Annotated in this window: 16 protein-coding genes; 13 read left to right on the top strand and 3 right to left on the bottom strand. The window is 72.7% G+C overall.

Features of this window, described 5'->3' with window-relative positions; all coding sequences use genetic code 11:
* The first annotated feature begins 182 nt into the window (after positions 1-182).
* From ACIPJI_RS14410 to ACIPJI_RS14425, 4 genes are all read left to right on the top strand, one after another.
* Positions 183-1,250: a glucose-1-phosphate thymidylyltransferase gene (locus ACIPJI_RS14410; protein WP_402246445.1), complete on the top strand. Its 1,068-nt coding sequence runs from the start codon at positions 183-185 to the stop codon at positions 1,248-1,250.
* Positions 1,247-2,254 carry a dTDP-glucose 4,6-dehydratase gene (gene rfbB / locus ACIPJI_RS14415; protein ID WP_356622797.1) on the top strand — a complete coding sequence of 336 codons (1,008 nt, stop codon included), beginning with the start codon at positions 1,247-1,249 and terminating at the stop codon, positions 2,252-2,254. Before ACIPJI_RS14410 ends, rfbB begins: the two co-directional genes overlap by 4 nt.
* Before the next feature lie 84 nt (positions 2,255-2,338).
* On the top strand, positions 2,339-3,262 hold the full coding sequence (locus ACIPJI_RS14420; RefSeq protein WP_402246447.1) for a nitroreductase/quinone reductase family protein: 924 nt from the start codon (positions 2,339-2,341) through the stop codon (positions 3,260-3,262).
* A gap of 3 nt (positions 3,263-3,265) precedes the next feature.
* Positions 3,266-4,399, top strand: coding sequence for a glycosyltransferase (locus tag ACIPJI_RS14425; protein ID WP_402246449.1), 1,134 nt, complete (start codon positions 3,266-3,268; stop codon positions 4,397-4,399).
* Between the two features lie 320 nt (positions 4,400-4,719).
* Here the strand turns inward: ACIPJI_RS14425 and ACIPJI_RS14430 are convergent, their stop codons facing one another.
* Both ACIPJI_RS14430 and ACIPJI_RS14435 read right to left on the bottom strand, forming a co-directional pair.
* Entirely contained in the window at positions 4,720-5,709 is a 990-nt protein-coding gene (locus tag ACIPJI_RS14430; protein WP_402246451.1) for a Gfo/Idh/MocA family protein, read from the bottom strand.
* Positions 5,706-6,944 (bottom strand): activator-dependent family glycosyltransferase, encoded by a 1,239-nt coding sequence (locus ACIPJI_RS14435; RefSeq protein WP_402246453.1) that lies wholly within the window; start codon positions 6,942-6,944, stop codon positions 5,706-5,708. The genes ACIPJI_RS14430 and ACIPJI_RS14435 overlap by 4 nt, the downstream gene beginning before the upstream one ends.
* A 130-nt stretch (positions 6,945-7,074) precedes the next feature.
* Here ACIPJI_RS14435 and ACIPJI_RS14440 point away from each other — a divergent pair, with 130 nt between their 5' ends.
* Complete coding sequence (locus tag ACIPJI_RS14440) at positions 7,075-7,896, top strand: aromatase/cyclase (protein WP_402246455.1); 822 nt, start codon at positions 7,075-7,077, stop codon at positions 7,894-7,896.
* A 7-nt stretch (positions 7,897-7,903) separates the two neighbouring features.
* On the opposite strand, the gene ACIPJI_RS14445 is transcribed toward ACIPJI_RS14440, so the two are convergent.
* Positions 7,904-9,115, bottom strand: a complete 1,212-nt coding sequence (locus tag ACIPJI_RS14445; protein WP_402246457.1) for a serine hydrolase domain-containing protein — start codon at positions 9,113-9,115, stop codon at positions 7,904-7,906.
* Positions 9,116-9,264: 149 nt separating this feature from the next.
* Here ACIPJI_RS14445 and ACIPJI_RS14450 point away from each other — a divergent pair, with 149 nt between their 5' ends.
* The 8 genes from ACIPJI_RS14450 (at position 9,265) to ACIPJI_RS14485 (ending at position 16,778) form a co-directional block, all read left to right on the top strand.
* Entirely contained in the window at positions 9,265-10,668 is a 1,404-nt protein-coding gene (locus ACIPJI_RS14450) for an NDP-hexose 2,3-dehydratase family protein (protein ID WP_402246459.1), read from the top strand.
* A gap of 140 nt (positions 10,669-10,808) precedes the next feature.
* A complete protein-coding gene (locus ACIPJI_RS14455) occupies positions 10,809-11,081 on the top strand; it encodes an acyl carrier protein (protein ID WP_356622789.1) in 273 nt (90 codons plus the stop codon).
* Positions 11,078-12,025 (top strand): LnmK family bifunctional acyltransferase/decarboxylase, encoded by a 948-nt coding sequence (locus ACIPJI_RS14460; protein WP_356622788.1) that lies wholly within the window; start codon positions 11,078-11,080, stop codon positions 12,023-12,025. The genes ACIPJI_RS14455 and ACIPJI_RS14460 overlap by 4 nt, the downstream gene beginning before the upstream one ends.
* Positions 12,022-12,285: a phosphopantetheine-binding protein gene (locus tag ACIPJI_RS14465; RefSeq protein ID WP_356622787.1), complete on the top strand. Its 264-nt coding sequence runs from the start codon at positions 12,022-12,024 to the stop codon at positions 12,283-12,285. Before ACIPJI_RS14460 ends, ACIPJI_RS14465 begins: the two co-directional genes overlap by 4 nt.
* Complete coding sequence (locus ACIPJI_RS14470) at positions 12,282-13,529, top strand: hydroxymethylglutaryl-CoA synthase family protein (RefSeq protein WP_402246461.1); 1,248 nt, start codon at positions 12,282-12,284, stop codon at positions 13,527-13,529. The genes ACIPJI_RS14465 and ACIPJI_RS14470 overlap by 4 nt, the downstream gene beginning before the upstream one ends.
* Positions 13,520-14,278 carry an enoyl-CoA hydratase/isomerase family protein gene (locus ACIPJI_RS14475; RefSeq protein ID WP_356622785.1) on the top strand — a complete coding sequence of 253 codons (759 nt, stop codon included), beginning with the start codon at positions 13,520-13,522 and terminating at the stop codon, positions 14,276-14,278. Before ACIPJI_RS14470 ends, ACIPJI_RS14475 begins: the two co-directional genes overlap by 10 nt.
* Positions 14,275-15,063: a polyketide synthase gene (locus ACIPJI_RS14480; protein ID WP_356622784.1), complete on the top strand. Its 789-nt coding sequence runs from the start codon at positions 14,275-14,277 to the stop codon at positions 15,061-15,063. Before ACIPJI_RS14475 ends, ACIPJI_RS14480 begins: the two co-directional genes overlap by 4 nt.
* A complete protein-coding gene (locus ACIPJI_RS14485; RefSeq protein WP_402246463.1) occupies positions 15,060-16,778 on the top strand; it encodes a beta-ketoacyl synthase N-terminal-like domain-containing protein in 1,719 nt (572 codons plus the stop codon). Before ACIPJI_RS14480 ends, ACIPJI_RS14485 begins: the two co-directional genes overlap by 4 nt.
* Positions 16,779-16,840: the final 62 nt, after the last annotated feature.

Below are 16,840 nucleotides of genomic sequence, written 5' to 3' on the forward strand. Positions count from 1 at the left end.
CGTCCGATTCCGGTCGTCCGGCCGTTCCGGCCGACCCTGGTTTTCGGTCATCCGTCGGGGTGCGACTGTGCCACCGACACGGCGGACGAGGCCCGATCATGGACACGTGCTGGACGGCAGGTCCGCCTGCGCCCGATCCGGTCCCCAGCCGGATTTGAGCGCGGCCCCATAGCGTCCGGGCCATGAAGGCTCTCGTCCTGTCCGGAGGTTCAGGCACGCGCCTGCGGCCCTTCACCCACACCGCGCCCAAGCAACTGGTCCCGGTGGCCAACAAGCCCGTCCTCTACTACGTCCTGGAAGCCGTCGCGGAAGCGGGCATCACCGAGGTCGGCATCGTCGTCGGCGACACCGCCGACGAGATCCGCGAGGCCGTCGGCGACGGTGCGCGATTCGGCCTGGAGGTGACCTACCTGCGGCAGGAAGCACCCCTCGGGCTGGCCCACGCGGTCCTGATCGCCCGCGAGTTCCTCGGCGAGGACGACTTCGTCATGTACCTCGGCGACAACTTCGTCGTCGGCGGCATCGCCGACCTCGTCACCGGCTTTCGCGCCGAACGCCCCGACGCGCAGATCCTGCTGACCCGGGTGCCCGACCCGTCCGCGTTCGGCGTCGCCGAACTCGACGACCAGGGACGGGTCGTGGGCCTGGAGGAGAAACCCGCCAAACCCAAGAGCGACCTCGCGCTCGTCGGCATCTACCTGTTCACCCCCGCCGTGCACGAGGCGGTCCGCGCCATCGAACCGTCCGAGCGCGGCGAACTGGAGATCACCCACGCCATCCAGCGGCTCATCGACGACGGCCGCGACGTGCGTTCCACGACGATCAGCGGCTACTGGAAGGACACCGGCAACGTCGCCGACATGCTCGAGGTGAACCGGTCCGTCCTGGAGGGCATCGAACCGCACACCGCCGGCACCGTCGACGCCGCCAGCGAACTCATCGGCCGGGTCCGTATCGAGGCCGGCGCCGAGGTCCACGGCTCACGCATCGTCGGCCCCGCCGTCATCGGCACCGGCACCGTCATCAGCGGCTCCTACGTCGGCCCCTACACCTCGATCGCGGAGAACTGCCGCATCGAGGACAGCGAGATCGAATTCTCCATCGTGCTGCGCGACTCCCGCCTCGAAGGCGTGCCCCGCGTGCAGGCCTCCCTCATCGGACGCAGCGTGACCGTCACCCCCGCCCCGCGGATCCCGGCCACCAACCGGCTCATCCTCGGCGACCACAGCAAGGTGCAGATCTCCTCATGACGACCAGAATCCTGGTGACCGGCGGAGCGGGCTTCATCGGCTCCCACTACGTACGCACCCTCCTGGGCCCCCACGGCGACCAGGACGTGACGGTCACCGTCCTCGACGCGCTCACCTACGCGGGCAACCCGGCCAACCTCGACGCCGTCCGCGACAACCCCCGGTTCACCTTCGTCCACGGCGACATCTGCGACGCCGGCCTCGTCGACCGACTGATGTCCCGCCACGACCAGGTCGTCCACTTCGCCGCCGAGTCCCACGTCGACCGCTCCATCGCCGGCGCGGCCGACTTCGTCCGCACCAACGTCGCCGGCACCCAGACCCTGCTCGACGCGGCCCTGCGCCACGGCCCCACCACCTTCGTGCACATCTCCACCGACGAGGTGTACGGCTCGATCGACATCGGATCCTGGCCGGAGACCGACCCCCTCGCCCCCAACTCGCCCTACTCCGCGGCCAAGGCCGCGAGCGACCTCATCGCCCTGGCCCACCACCGCACCCACGGCCTGGACGTGCGCATCACCCGCTGCTCCAACAACTACGGGCCCCACCAGTACCCGGAGAAGGTCGTCCCGCTGTTCATCACCCGCCTCCTCACCGGCCGCCGCGTGCCGCTGTACGGCGACGGTGGCAACGTCCGCGACTGGCTGCACGTCGACGACCATGTCCAGGGCATCGAACTCGTCCGCACCAAGGGCCGGCCCGGCGAGGTCTACAACATCGGCGGCGGCACCGAACTGTCCAACAAGGAACTCACCGCACTGCTCCTGGACGCGTGCGGCGCCGACTGGTCCAGCGTCGACCACGTCACCGACCGCAAGGGCCACGACCGGCGCTACTCGGTCGACTGCCGCAAGATCACCCGCGAACTCGGCTACGAGCCGCGCACCGACTTCGCCGCCGGGCTCGCCGAAACCGTGCAGTGGTACCGCGACAACCGTGCCTGGTGGCAGCCGCTCGAGCAGCGCTCGAGCACCGGTCGAGGAACCGGCGGCCATCCTTGACCGGCCGGTGACCGGCCGGTGATCGTCGAACCGGTGCCCCGCCGGTTCGAACACTGACGCAACAACCGAGGAGAACGCGTTTCCATGGCAGACGAGCTGCAGCCCTTTGTCGCGGACTGGAACCGGCCGGTCGTCGAGGAGTTCCGGGCGAACGGCGGCAAGGTCGGCGGGCCGTTCGCCGGCGGCACCCTGGCGCTGCTGACCACCGCCGGCGCCAAGAGCGGCCGCGCGACCACCAGCCCCGTCGGCTACATGGAGATCGACGGCAAAGGCGTCGTCATCGCCTCCGCGGGCGGCGGCCCCAAGAACCCCGCCTGGTACCACAACCTGCGCGCCAACCCCCTCCTGACCGTCGAGGTCGGCACCGAGAAGTACCAGGCCAGGGCCACCGTGCTGGAGGGCGAGGAACGGGAACAGGTCTTCGCGAAGGCCTGCGAGATCGCCCCCGGCTACGCCGACTACCAGAAGAACACCGAACGGATCATCCCCGTCGTCGTCCTCGAGACCGAGACCTACGACGACGGGCGGCGCGCCCGTGGCCTGGGCCAGGAGCTGACCGAGATACACGGCTGGCTGCGCGGCGAGATCGCCGAACTGCGCCGCCAGGTCGCCGACTTCGCCGCCGGACGCACCGACACCGTCGACGTCGGCGACAGCACCCTGCTCCAGCAGCTGCGCGACAACTGCCTGAGCTTCTGCAAGGCCCTGGAGGTCCACCACGGCGGCGAGGACCAAGGCGCCTTCCCCGTCCTGGAGTCGAAGTTCCCCGGCCTCGCGCCGACCCTGGCCAAGCTCCGTGAGGAGCACAAGGTCGTCTCCCAGCTGCGCGGCGACATCGCCGACCTCGTCACCCGCCTCGAACCGGGCGACCCGCAGGGCCTGCGACACGAACTGGAACGCCTGACGGGCGAGCTGGAGCACCACTTCGACCACGAGGAGGCCGCCGTCGTCGCCGCGCTCGACGCACTGGCCTTCGCCCCCGCCCACCGCGGCGCACCCCCGGCCTGAGCGATGCGGATCCTCTTCCTCGCCGGCGGCAGCCCGGCCACCGTGTTCGCCCTCGTGCCGCTGGCCACCGCCGCCCGGAACGCCGGCCACCAGGTCCTCATGGCGGCCACCGCCGACATGAGCGGCGTCATCACCTCAGCCGGACTGCCCGCCGCGCCCGTCACCGAACGGACGATGCGCGACTTCATGCTGGCCGACCGCGACGGCACCGCACTGACGCTGCCCGAGGACGCGGGGGAGAGGATGCACTTCGGCGGCCGGGGCTTCGGCCGGCTGGCCGCCGCCGCCATGCCCGCGCTGCGGGAGACGGGCCGCGACTGGCGCCCGGACGTCGTCGTCGGCGGCACCCTCGCCTTCGGCGCCGCGCTGCTGGCCGCCGAGCTGAAGATCCCGTACGTGCGGCACGCCTGGGACATGGGCGAGCCCGCCGCGATGGACCGGGGCGCCGAGGACGAACTGGCCCCCGAACTACGGGCCCTGGGCCTTGAGTGCCTGCCCGCGCCCGACCTGTGGATCGACATCTGCCCGCCCAGCGTCGCGGACCCCGGCGCACCCGCCGGCCGGACCATGCGGTTCGTGCCCTGCGGCCGCCAGCAGCCGCTGGAACGCTGGATGTACACCCCTTCGAAGCGGCGCAGGGTGTGCGTGACGGCGGGCAGCCGGGTCAGCAAGGACTACGAGTTCGACCACCTCGACGCCCTCGTCTCCCACGTCGCCGGACCGGACGTGGAAGTCGTGGCCGCCGCCCCCGAGGACGTCGCGGCCGCCCTGCGCGAGCGGCACCCCGGCCTGCGGGCCGGCTGGCTGCCGCTGGACACGGTCCTGCACACCTGCGACCTGCTCGTGCACTCCGGCGGCGGCCAGAGCGCGTTGACGGCCGTGCACGCCGCCGTGCCGCAGCTCGTCGTCCCCACCATGCCGAAGGTCCTCGCCCCCAACCAGCGCCTGGCCGCCTACGGCACGGCCCGCGTCCTGCCACCGGGCGAGGACGGCCCCGAGACCGTCGCCGCCGCCTGCCGCGACATGCTGTCCACCCCCACCTACGCCCGGCGCGCCGAAACCCTCGCCGCCGAACTCGCCGCCCTGCCCGGCCCGGCCGAGACCCTCACCGCGCTGGAGACCCTCACCCGCGCCTGACCGCGGCCTGCTGCCCACCCCGGCCGACCGGGTGCGCGGGCCGCGTCGCGGCGGCGCAACCGGCCGGTCCGGCTGACTGAGCCCGCCACCGACCACGCCGGCGTGATCATGTGCGCCTACGACGCCGCAGCGGGCCACTGCGTGCCCGCCACGCACGCTCACGCCCTGCGGGCCGGCGCGGCGACCGCCCGTCTGCTGGCCGAAGCCGCCACGGGCGAACGTGAGCAGGCCCCTCACACCGGGGGCGACAGCGTGGGCAGGCCGCGTTGAACTGCATGTCCGCCCAACCCCGCACCGCCGCCCGCAGGGATGGCAGGGTGTCAGGCCGCCGCCGCGCGGCGGATCGCGGCCAGCAGGTCCGCCTGCGCCAGCAGGTCCCGCAGTTCCTCGCCGACGGGCGCGGCGTCGGTGCCGCGGACCGCCGCGGTGAACGCGGCCAGCGTGGCCGCCACCTGGTCCTCGGCCGGAAGCTCGACCGTACGGGCCCCGGACGCGTCCTCCACCTCGATGCGGGGGCGGTGACCGGCCGGTGGGGTGAACGCGCGGTCCACCGTGATGCGGCCCTCACCGCCCCACAGTTCGTAGCGCGAGCGGTAGGCGTGGTCCATCCCGAACGTCAGCTGCGCGCTCACCCCGTCGGCGCGGCGCAGCAGCGCGGCGCCCGAGGTCTCCACACCGCGGCCCGCGGCGTCCGACAGCACCGCGCCCGCCACCCGCAGACCGGGGCCGAGCAGGTGCACCGCGGCCCGCACCGGATACAGGCCCACGTCCGACAGCGCGCCGCCGCCCAGCTCCGCGTCGAAGCGGATGTCCCCGTCGGCGGGGGAGGGGATCGTGAACGCGGCGTGCAGCGCCCGCAGTTCGCCGATCACACCGTCGGCGACCATTTTGCGGACCGCCCGGTGCTGCCCGTGATGCACGAACATCACGTTCTCGCGCAGCACCAGACGCCGCCGCCGTGCCTCGGCCAGCAGCGCGCGGGTGCGGGCCGGGTCCGTCGTCAGCGGCTTCTCGGCCAGGACATGCTTGCCCGCGTCGAGCGCCGCCTCGACCCAGGGGGCGTGCAGCGCCGCCGGCAGCGCGACGTAGAGCGCGTCCACGTCCGGATCGGCGAGCAGCCGCTCGTACCCGGTCACCGCACGCGCCCCGTGTGCGCGGGCCGTCTCGGCGGCCCGCGCGGGCGAGCGGCTGGCGACCGCGGCGAGTTCGATGTCCGGCGCGGCCGCCATCGCGGGCAGCACCCGGCGGCGCGCGATGTCCGCGCACCCGAGGACCCCGAACCGCAGCGCACCCGCCACCGGCGCCGTCACGGGCGGTGCTCTGCGGTCAGCGCCTCCAGCACGGACACGAACTCGGCCGGGCCGGGCGCCTGGTTGATCTCCGCGCGCAGCGCCCGCGCGCCCTCACCGAACGACGGCTCGTCCAGCAGCCGCGTGATCTGCTTGCGCAGCAGCTCCGTGTCGAACTCCCCGGTGGTGACGACCAGTCCGGCGCCCCGGTCGGCCATGAAGCGGGCCGTGGTCGCCTCGCTCCAGCACGGCATCGGCACGATCAGCTGCGGCACGGCGGCCGCCGTGGCCGCCGCGAACGTCCCCCCGCCACCGTGGTGGATGATCGCCGAGCAGCTCGGCAGGATCTGCGCCAGCGGCACGTACTCCGTCAGCCGGACGTTGTCCGGCACCCGGGTCACCGTCTCCAGCATCGCCCGGTGCAGCGTGGCGACCACCTCGACGTCGAGGCCGGCCAGCGCGTCGACCACCTCGGGGAAGGAGACACCGGCCGCCTTGAACAGCTGGCGGCCGCGGCCGCCGATGCCCAGCGTCAGCAGCACCCGCGGCCGCTCCGGCCGCTCGTGCACCCATGCCGGCGCCACCGCGCTGCCGTTGTAGGGGACCCGCCGGATCGGTTCGTAGCGCTGGGGGAGCGGCAGGCGCAGCGCCTGCGGCATCGGGTCGATGGTCCACTGGCCGAGCAGCAGGTCCTCCGAGTACGGGAGCCCGTAGCGTTCGAGCATCGGCGCCATCAGCGCGTCCACCGGATCGCCGGACGCGCCGTCCTGCCGCTCGAGGGACCTGCCGCGCAGCCAGCCGATGTTGTCCTGGCCCCACAGGAAACGCGCGTGCGCCGCGCCCGTCACCCTCGCCGCGACACCGGCCGCCACACAGAACGGGTCCCACACCACCAGGTCGGGCCGCCAGCCGCGGCAGAAGGCCACCAGGTCGTCCACCATCGGCGTGAACATCCGCAGCATGCCCGTCAGCCCCTGCCACTGACGCTCCCACTGCGGGGCGTCGCCCGTGTCCAGGGACAGCGCGTCGCTGAGGCTGTCGAGCATCTCGAAGTTGTCGTTCCACTTCACCGCGTCGGCGAGGACCTCCCGCGAGCCGAGCGGCACCGCGGGCAGCCCGGCCTCGGTGACCAGATGCACGGTGTCGGGGTGGATGGCCACCCGCACCTCGTGGCCCGCGTTCTGCAGCGCCCAGGCGAGCGGAACGATCGGATGCACATGGGCCGTGGCCGGGAACACGGTGAACAGAACACGCATGACAGCGACTCCAGTCGTCCTATGAGGAGTTCACCCTCCGCACGGCGGCTCGATCCCGGGTCGAGGAGGGATCGAGACGGCTCGGCGAGATTGCCGGTGACACGAGCCCGCCCACCGTCTGGAGACCTGGATGACCGCCGCCGGCCGCTCGGCCGAGTACGTCGCCACGACCCCGGCCCCCGCCCTGCGGGCCTACCGGCTGATCGCCGGCACCGACCGCTGGCCCCTGCTGTTCGCGCCCTGCCTGCACGTCGAACAGCTGGGCCCCGGCCCCGACGGCGGCGACCGCTTCCGGATGTGGGTGGCCTCCGGTGACGACGTGCGCTCCTGGACCTCCTCGCGCCACGCCGACGAGCAGGCGCTGCGGGTCACCTTCCGCCAGGAGCAGCCGAGCGCCCCGCTGTCCGCCGCCGAAGGCACCTGGCACTTCGAACCGGACGCCGGCGGCACCCGCATCACGCTCACCAACGCCTACACCCTCACCACCGACGACGAGACGACCGCGACGTTCCTCGCCCAGGCCCTCGAACGCCACAACGCGGACGAGGTCGCCGCCGTGCGCTACTGGGCAGAACGGCCGGAAGGCCTCGACGACCTGCTGTTCTCCCTGTCCCAGGAGATCCTCCTCGACCTGCCCGCCGACACCGTCCACGACCTGCTGGAGCGCGGTGCGGGCCCGCGTGTCCGCCTGCCCGGGCGGCGCCTGGTCCTCGGCGACCCGGCGCCGCCCGCGCCGCTGCGCGCGCACACCGCCACCTGGAGCGTCACCGCCGACGGCGCCCGCACCCGCGTCCTGGTCCGTCACGACGCGGCCCTCGACCCGGACGCCGCCGCCCTGGGCGGGGGCCCGGCGCGGGCCCGCGCCACCGCCGAAGAGCAGCTGCGCCGCAGCAGCCTTCAGATCCTGGAGAGCGCCGGTGCCCACGCCGTGGACCGGGCCCCGGCCCGCTGACCCCCGCTCAGCCCGCGGCGGCGGCGCTGCGGTGCACGGCCTCCGCGATGCGCCTGGCCCGCGGGTCGAGCCGGTCGACGACGTGCGACCCGCCGCCTGGCACATAGGCGAAGGCGAGCTGCTGCCCGGGGACGGCGCAGGCGAACGAGCCGGTCGCGCCGGCCAGTCCGAAGGAGCCCAGCGGTCCGGCCGACGCCGGGTAGAGCGGCCCGTCGGGCAGCATCATGCCCAGGCCCCAGCTGGTGTCCATCAGCATGGTGCGGCACCGGCCGGTGGAGTGCACCCGGCGGATCTGGTCGACCAGCGCCGGCCCGGCCAGGCGCACCCCGTCCACCTCGCCGATCAGCGCGGCGAAGTAGCGGGCCAGCGACCCGGCGTCGGCCACCCCGTCGTAGGAGGCGTTCTCCAGCCGTACCCGCTTGGCGTCGTCGGCGGTGTCGGCGTCGAAGGACATGCTGCCGATCGTCGCCCGGAACGTCAGCGACGACGGGTCGCCGAGCGCCGCGAGCAGCTCGGTCACCTGGCCGGCCGCGCCGCCGTCCATCAGGACCTCGGCCTTGGACGGCACCATCACCGCCAGCCGCGGCAGCCGGTCCTCGGGCAGGCCGATGAAGCACTCGAGCCCCAGCGGCCCGGCGATCTCCTCGGCGAAGAACCGGCCCACCGTCGAGCCGGTGACCCGCCGCACCACTTCGCTGACCATGTGGCCGAAGGTCATGGCGTGATAGCCGTGCGCGGTGCCCGGCGCCCACTCGGGCCGGGCCGCGGCGAGCGCCTCGACGACCGGCCGGCCGGTGCGCAGCTTCTCGTACGTGATCGGGTCACCGTCCAGGGCCACCACACCGGTGCGCTGGGACAGCAGCATCCGCAGGGTGACCGCCTCCTTGCCGGCCGCCGCGAACTCGGGCCAGTAGCGGGCGATCGGGGCGTCCAGCTGAAGGACGCCGCGCTCGATCAGCACGAACAGCGCGCCGGCCGCCACGGACTTGGTGGGGGAGGCGAGCACGGCCAGGGTGTCACGCTCCCAGGGCCGGCCGGTGGCCGCGTCGGCGAACCCGCCCCACAGGCTCACCACTTCACGGCCGCGCAGATACACGCTCACCCCCGCCCCGGTCTGTGTGCCGTCGCGGAAGTTGTGCGCGAAAGCACGCGCCACTTCCTCGAAACCGGGCGCGCATTCCCCGCGCACGGTCACGGTCTCTTCGGCTTCGGTTGTCACCGGATCAACTCCTTGTGCCACGTATTCACTTCGAGACTCGACATTCTCAATTCACCGACTCGCACCCGGCTCGAACTTCTCTTGCGAATCGGCCGCGCTCGCCGACCCTCCGGCGCATTTCCGGAAGAGACCCCACGGGAGGCCCCCAAATGTTTTCCGACACAACAGAATTCCACCGCTGGTTCGAGCAGCGGTGCGCCGCGAACGCCTACAAGGTCGCCCAGGTTCCCCTCGACCGCCTCGACGGCTGGTCGATGGAGGCGGACTCCGGGAACCTGGTGCACCGCAGCGGGCGGTTCTTCTCCGTCCAGGGCTTGGAGGTCACCGACTCGGGGCGGGCCGTGGAAGCCTGGCAGCAGCCGATCATCGTGCAGCCCGAACATGGAATTCTCGGAATTCTGGTGAAGGAGTTCGACGGAGTTCCGCACTGCCTTCTCCAGGCGAAGATGGAACCGGGAAATGTGAATCTCGTCCAGCTGTCGCCGACCGTCCAGGCCACGAAGAGCAACTACATGCGGGTGCACGGCGGGAGGCCCGTGCCGTATCTCGAGCACTTCGTCGCCCCGCGTGGCGGCGAGGTCCTCTTCGACGCCCTCCAGTCGGAGCAGGCGTCCTGGTTCCTCGCCAAACGCAACCGCAACATGATCGTGCGCACCGACGCGGACATCCCCGTCCTGGACGACTTCTGCTGGCTCAGCTTCGACCAGATCGCCGAACTCCTGCAGACCGACGACCTGGTGAACATGGACACCCGCACCGTCCTGTCCGGCGCCGTCGCCCTGCGCCGCCCCGCCGCGGGCCGCGCCACCCACCCCGGCGACGACACCTTCGACGGCGCCCTGCTGCGGTCGTGGCAGCAGGACGGCCGCTCGCTGCACAACACCGTCGAACTGCTGAGCTGGTTCACCGAGGCCAAGGGACGCTGCACCCTGAGCCGCCGCCTCGTCCCGCTGGCCGGCCTCGCGGGCTGGTCACGGCGCGACGGCATCGTCGCCCACACAGAGGGCCGGCACTTCACCGTCCTCGGCGTGGGCGTCGAGGCCTCCAACCGTGAGGTGACCGGCTGGTCGCAGCCCATGTTCGCGCCCCGCAGCCAGGGAGTCATCGCCTTCCTGGCCAAACGCGTCGAAGGGGTGCTGCACCTGCTGGTGCAGGCCCGCATCGAGACCGGGGCGCTGGACCGCATCGAGATGGCGCCCACCGTCCAGTGCCAGCCCGCCGACTACCTCGCCGACCACACCGGCGGCCCCGACCCGGCCGGCCGCCCCCCGTACCTGGACACCGTGCTCGCCGCCGGACGGGACCAGATCCGGTTCGACGCCGTGCAGTCGGAGGAGGGCGGCCGCTTCTACCACGCCCAGAGCCGCTACCTGCTGGTCGAGGTCGACGACGACTTCCCCCTGGAGGCGCCCGCCGGATTCACCTGGATGACGGTCCGTCAGCTCATCGGGTTCGTGCGCTACGGCAGCCACCTCAACGTCGAGGCACGCAGCCTGCTCACCCTGCTCGGGTTCCTGCCGGCAGCCGTCCGTGAACCGCACGCCGTCGCCTGAAACCCGGCCCACGCCGCCGGCCCCCGCGTCTCCAGGCCCGCTCCAGCGGCCCCCGAGACGCCCTTCCTAGCGTCACACCGATTGCTCGCACGGCGAGTCGAGCGAGTTGAGCGAGTCGAACAGGCTGAGGAGAGAAGCGAATGACCACCCTGGTGAGTGCCGACTCGATCCGCGACGAACTGCGGACACACCTGGCCGCGATCCTCTACTGCGAGATCGAGGAGATCGACGACGACGCCACCTTCGCCGAGCTGGGACTCGACTCCGTCCTGGGCGTGGAGCTGGTCTCCCTCCTCAACACCAAGTACGGCCTCGAGGAGATGCTCGACACGGTGTACGCCCACCCCACGGTCAACCAGCTCAGCACCTATGTGAGCAGCCAGGTCGCAGCCCTGGAGGCGACCGCCAAGTGAGCCCGACCGACCTGATCGGCCGGCCGGCGCCCGCCGACACGTCCCTGCTGACCCGCCGCGTCACGGTGGCCCCGGGCATGTGCGGCGCCGGCTCCCTGTTCTTCGGGCAGCTGGGGGACTGGACGTGGGAGGCCGTCAAAGCCGCCAGCGGCACCAACGTGTACGCCGCCCGCAGCGCCGACGGCCACCCCACCTACCTCTCCTTCTACTACTTCCGCGTCCGCGGCAGCCGGCACATCCAGCCCTACGGCATCGCCTTCGGCGACGAGTTCGACGTCACCTCACGGGTCTTCGACCTCGGACCGCAGTCCGTGATGACCCTGCACCGCCTCTCCCGCCCCGGCACCCCCGCGACCGGCCTGGACCCGAGGGCCTTCCACGAGGAGCAGCGCGAGGACTGCCTGTACGTGGAGAACTACAACCGCTGGATCTCCCGCTCCCACCCGGACAGCAACGAAGGCCTGGTGGAGGCGTCCCCGGCCGGCCACCGGCACGAGCACCTGCCCCCGCTGCCCGCCGAGTACTCGCCCCGCGGGATCTGCGGCCGCGCCCGCAGGACGGGCACCTTCCACGACGGCGGCATCCCGGGCCGCACCCCGTCCGCGCCGTACAGCACCACCTACATCCTGGACCGGGTACGCGACCTCAACGGCGCCGGGCTCATGTACTTCGCCTCCTACTTCTCCATCATCGACACCGCCCTGCTGCGCCACTGGCGCGAACTGGGCCGCGACCCGCGCGCCTTCAGCCGCCGCACCGTCGTCGACCACCGGATCGGCTACTTCGGCAACGCCGACGCCGATGCCGAACTCACCGTCACCGTGCGGCTGTGGCACAGCGACACCGAGCCCGGCGACGAGATCGCCGACGTCGCCGTCACCGAGGCCGCGACCGGACGGCTGCTCGCCGTCTGCTCGATCCAGCAGCTCCTGGAGGACTCATGACCGCCCCCGCCGCCACCGACGAGGCCACGATCAGGCGCGTCCTCGCGGAGGTCGTCGCCGAGATCCTGCCCGACGTGCCCGCCGAGGAGATCACCGACGGGCGGAGCCTGAAGGACCTGGGCGCCGACTCCGTCGACCGCGTCGAGATCATCACCACCCTCACCCACCGGCTCGGCAGCCGCGAACGGGTCTCCACCTTCGCCGACATCCCCGACATCGGCGGCCTGGTCGCCCATCTGGCCACCGGCGGCCGGCGATGAGCACCGCCCGTATCGGCGTCGAGGCCCTCAACGTCCACGCCGGTGTCGCGAAGATCTCCGCCCGCGCCCTCTTCGACGCCCGCGGCCTCGACCCGGACCGCTTCGACAACCTCATGATGGACGAGCGGTCCGTCCAGCTCCCCTGGGAAGACCCCGTCACAGGCGCCGTCAACGCCGCCAGACCGATCATCGACGCCCTCAGCGACGACGACCGGGCCTCCATCGAACTCCTCGTCACCTCCAGCGAGTCCGGCCTCGACTACAGCAAGTCCCTCGCCTCCCACGTGCACCGCCACCTGGGCCTGTCCCGGCAGTGCCGCTACATGGAGGTCAAAGCGGCCTGCTACGGAGCGACCGGCGCCCTCCAACTCGCCGCCGGCTACCTGCTGGCCGGCCTGCGGCCCGGCGCCAAGGCACTGATCATCGCCACCGACGTCAACCCGATGGACGAGTACGCCAAATACGCCGAACCCACCACCGGCCACGGCGCCGTGGCACTCCTCGTCGGCGACAGCCCCGGCGTCCTCGCCCTGACCCCCGGCGCCTACGGCCTCAACAGCTTCGAGGTCATGGACACCGCCCGGCCCGCACCGGACTACGACCTCTACAACCCCGACCTGTCGCTGCTGGCCTACCTCGAGTGCCTCTCCGACAGCTTCCGCGCCTACACCGCCAACGTCCCCGGCACCGACTTCGCCGACTCCTTCGACCACGTCGTCATGCACACCCCGTTCGGCGGCATGGTCAAAGCCGCGCACCGCAAACTGATGCGCGAGTTCGCCCCCCGCGCCCCCAAGGCCATCGCCGAGGACTTCGAGCGGCGCGTCGCCCCCTCCCTGCGCTACGGCCGCACCGTGGGCAACCTGTGCTCCGGCGCCATCTGGCTCGCCCTCGCCTCCCTGATCGACCACGAGAGCGCCGAACGCGTCGAAGGCTCCCGGCTCGGCATGTACTCCTACGGCTCCGGCTGCGCCTCCGAGTTCTTCGGCGCGACCGTCGTACCCGGCGCCAAGGCGACCCTCGGCAAGGCACGCATCGCCGAACGCCTCGCCCTGCGACGCGAGCTGACCTTCGCCGAGTACGAGCAGATGCTGCCCGTCACCCGCCGCATCCTGGTGCCCGAGGCCCACCGCACCGTCGACGACTCCTTGCAGGACACCTTCCTCGCCCCCTTCCGCGACCACGGGAAGCAACTGGTGCTGGCCGGCGTCGAGAACTACATCAGGCGGTACGAGTGGCGCTGACAGCCCCCGCCCCGCTGCGCGTGGACACCACCCGCCCGCCCCTGGTCCGCGCCACCCTCGACACGCCCGCCACACGCAACCGCCTCGACGACGACATGCTCACGGCCCTCACCGGCGCCCTCACCGCCGCCGAAGCGGCCGAGGGCGCCGAGGTGTTCGTCCTCGACGCCACCGGCGACAGCTTCTGCTCGGGCATCGCCCTCGGCGAGGCGGACCGCGACGCCTGGCGGCCGCGCCTGACCGCCGTGCACCACCTGCTGCAGCGCCTGGCCGACTCACCCCTGGTCACCGTCGCCGTCGTCGACGGCGCCGCCACCGGAGGCGGCGTCGGCCTCGCCGCCGCCTGCGACCACGTCATCGCCGGCCCCCGCGCGAGCTTCCGCATGACCGAGGTCCTCCTCGGCCTCGTGCCCGCCGTGATCCTGCCGGTCGTCGCCGAACGCACCGGCCGCCACCGCGCCTTCTCCCTCGCGCTGGGCGCCCAGCACGTCGACGCCGAACAGGCCGCCCACATCGGCCTCGCCGACCAGCGCACCGACGACTGCCGCCAGGAACTGCGGCTGCTGCTGCGACGACTACGGGCCGCCGACCACGGAGCCGTACGCGCACTCAAGCGCTACCGCCGCGAACTGTTCCCCGCCCCCGAAGGCCACGCGGAGCGCGCCGTACGCGCCGTCGCGGAACGCCTTCGCGACCCGCGGGTCCACGAGCGGCTGAACACCTTTCACCGGCAAGGACTGATACCGTGACCGCTCTTTCCTACGGGCCCGTCCAGCTGCACACCGAGGCGCCCGTCGCCACCGTCCGGCTGTGCGACGAGGCGGGCCACAACCGGTTCACCCCCGAACTGCGCGCCGGCCTCATCGCCGCCCTCCACCGGGCCGGCAGCGACCACGACGTGCGGGCCGTCGTCCTGGAAGGCGCACCCGGCGTCTTCAGCGCCGGCGGCGCCACCGAACGCATGCTCGGCACCCACGAGCAGCGCGTCGTCGAACTCTGGGAAATGATGCAGGCCATCGCCGCCTGCCCCGTACCCGTCGTCGCCGCCGCCCAGGGCCACGCACTCGGCGGCGGCCTGCTGCTCGCCCTGTACTGCGACATCGCCGTCCTCAGCGACCGCTCCCGCTACGCGATGAACTTCCTCACCTTCGGCTTCACCCCCATCCTCGGCGCCTCCCACGTCGTGCCGGCGGCATTCGGCCGCGCCCTGGGCACCGAAATGATGTACACCAGCCGCACCTACACCGGCCGCGAACTGCGCGAACGGGGCGCCGGCACCAGAATCTGCGCCCACGACACGGTGCCCGCCGAGGCCCACCGCATCGCCCTGCAGAGCGCCCAGGCACCCCGCGGCGCCCTGAAGATGATGAAGTCCCAGCTCACGCAGACCCTCCTCGCCGACGCCCGGGCCGCCCTCGAACGGGAGATCCCCGACCACGAGGCCACCATCACCGGCGACGAGGCACGCCGCCGCATCCGGGGCCTGCACGGCCAGCGCATCGCCCGCACCGCACAGCCGGAGGCCGCCGCGTGACCACCGCCCACGGCACCGACGCCGCACCCGTCGCCGTCATCGGCATGTCCTGCCGGACCGCCGGCGCCGAGACGCTGCCCGAATTCTGGGACGTCGTCTCCCGCGGCGAACGGCACCTGAGCGACGTGCCCGCGGAGCGCTGGTACGGACTCGACGAGCAGGTCGCCGCCGCCAACACCCCCCGCGCGTTCCTCCTCGACTCCATCGACGGCTTCGACGCCCGCTTCTTCGGCATCGCCCACCGCATGGCCGCCTTCATGGACCCCCAGCACCGGCTCATGCTCGAACTGGCCTGGCACGCCGTGGAGAACGCCGGCCTGGACCCCCAGTCCCTGACCGGGGAACCCGTCGCCGTCTTCGCCGGCGCCTTCATGTCCGACTACGGCGAACGCATGATCGCCCGCGGCAGACGCTCCGACGGCGCCGCGTTCCCCGGCACGATGATGGCCTTCCTCGCCAACCGCGTCTCCTACCAGTTCGGCTGGACCGGCCCCAGCATGGTCATCGACTCCGCCTGCTCGGCCGGACTGTCCGCACTCGGCTTCGCCGTCCAGGGACTGCGCGCAGGCGACTACCCCATGGCACTGGTCGGCTCACCCAACCTGTTCAGCGCCGGCTACTACACCACCAACGCCTACCTCGGCGGCGCCCTGTCACCCACCGGCGACTCGGTGCCCTTCAGCGCCGCCCGCAACGGCTACCTGCGCGGCGAAGGCGGCGCCTGCCTCCTCCTCAAACCCCTCGATGCCGCCCTCGCCGACGGCGACCCCGTGCACGCCGTCATCCGCTCCGTCGGCAGCGCCCACAACGGCCGCGGCGGCGGGCTGACCGGCACCGACCAGGACTCCCAGACCGCCCTCGTACGGCAGACCCTCGAGCGGACCGGACTCACCCCCCGCGACCTCGGCCACCTCGAGGCACACGGCACCGGCACCCGCGGCGGCGACGCCACCGAGATCGCCGCCCTCGCCCACCTCGTCGACGGGCCCGCCGCCGGACCCCACGGCCGGCTGTGGGTCGGCTCCGTCAAGGCCAACATCGGCCACCTCGAAGCCGCGGCCGGACTCATCGGCGTCGTCAAGACGATCCTCGCCCTGCGCGCCGGCACCATCCCGAAGATCGCCGGACTCGACGAGGCCGACGACAAACTGCCCGTCGGCGACGCCCCCCTCGGCATCCCCGTCGACAACGTCCCCTGGCCCGCGGGCCGCACCCCGCGCATCGGCGCCGTCAACGCCTTCGGACTCGGCGGCTCCATGTCCCACGCGGTCGTCGAAGAGGCCCCCCGCCCCCAGCGGCCGGACCGCCCCGCCACCGACACACCCCGCCCGCACGTCGTACCACTGTCCGCCGGCAGCGACGACGCGCTCGCCCTGCTCGCCCGCCGCCTGCTGCACCAGCTCGACGGCCCCCACGCACCCGAACTCGCCGCCCTCGCCCACACCCTGCAATACGGCCGGCGCGCCATGAAACACCGCCGCGCCCTCGTCGTGTCCGACACCGCCGCACTGCGCACCGCCCTGCGGTCCGTCGCCGACGGCACCGACCAGCCGCCCGCCCAGGACCCCGTCGCCCGCCAATGGGCAGACGGCGGCACACCCGACTGGGACGTGCTGTGGAAGGACCACGACCGCCCGGCCCGCGCCCACCTGCCCGGCACCCCCTTCCAGCGCCGCTCCTACTGGTTCGACGACGCGCCCCCGCCCACGCTGTGAACCTCCGCCGGGCACACCGACGGGGCCGCCTCCTGGTGGAGGCGGCCCCGTCCGCATGTCCC

Source organism: Streptomyces sp. NPDC086835 (assembly GCF_044745705.1).
GTDB lineage: Bacteria > Actinomycetota > Actinomycetes > Streptomycetales > Streptomycetaceae > Streptomyces.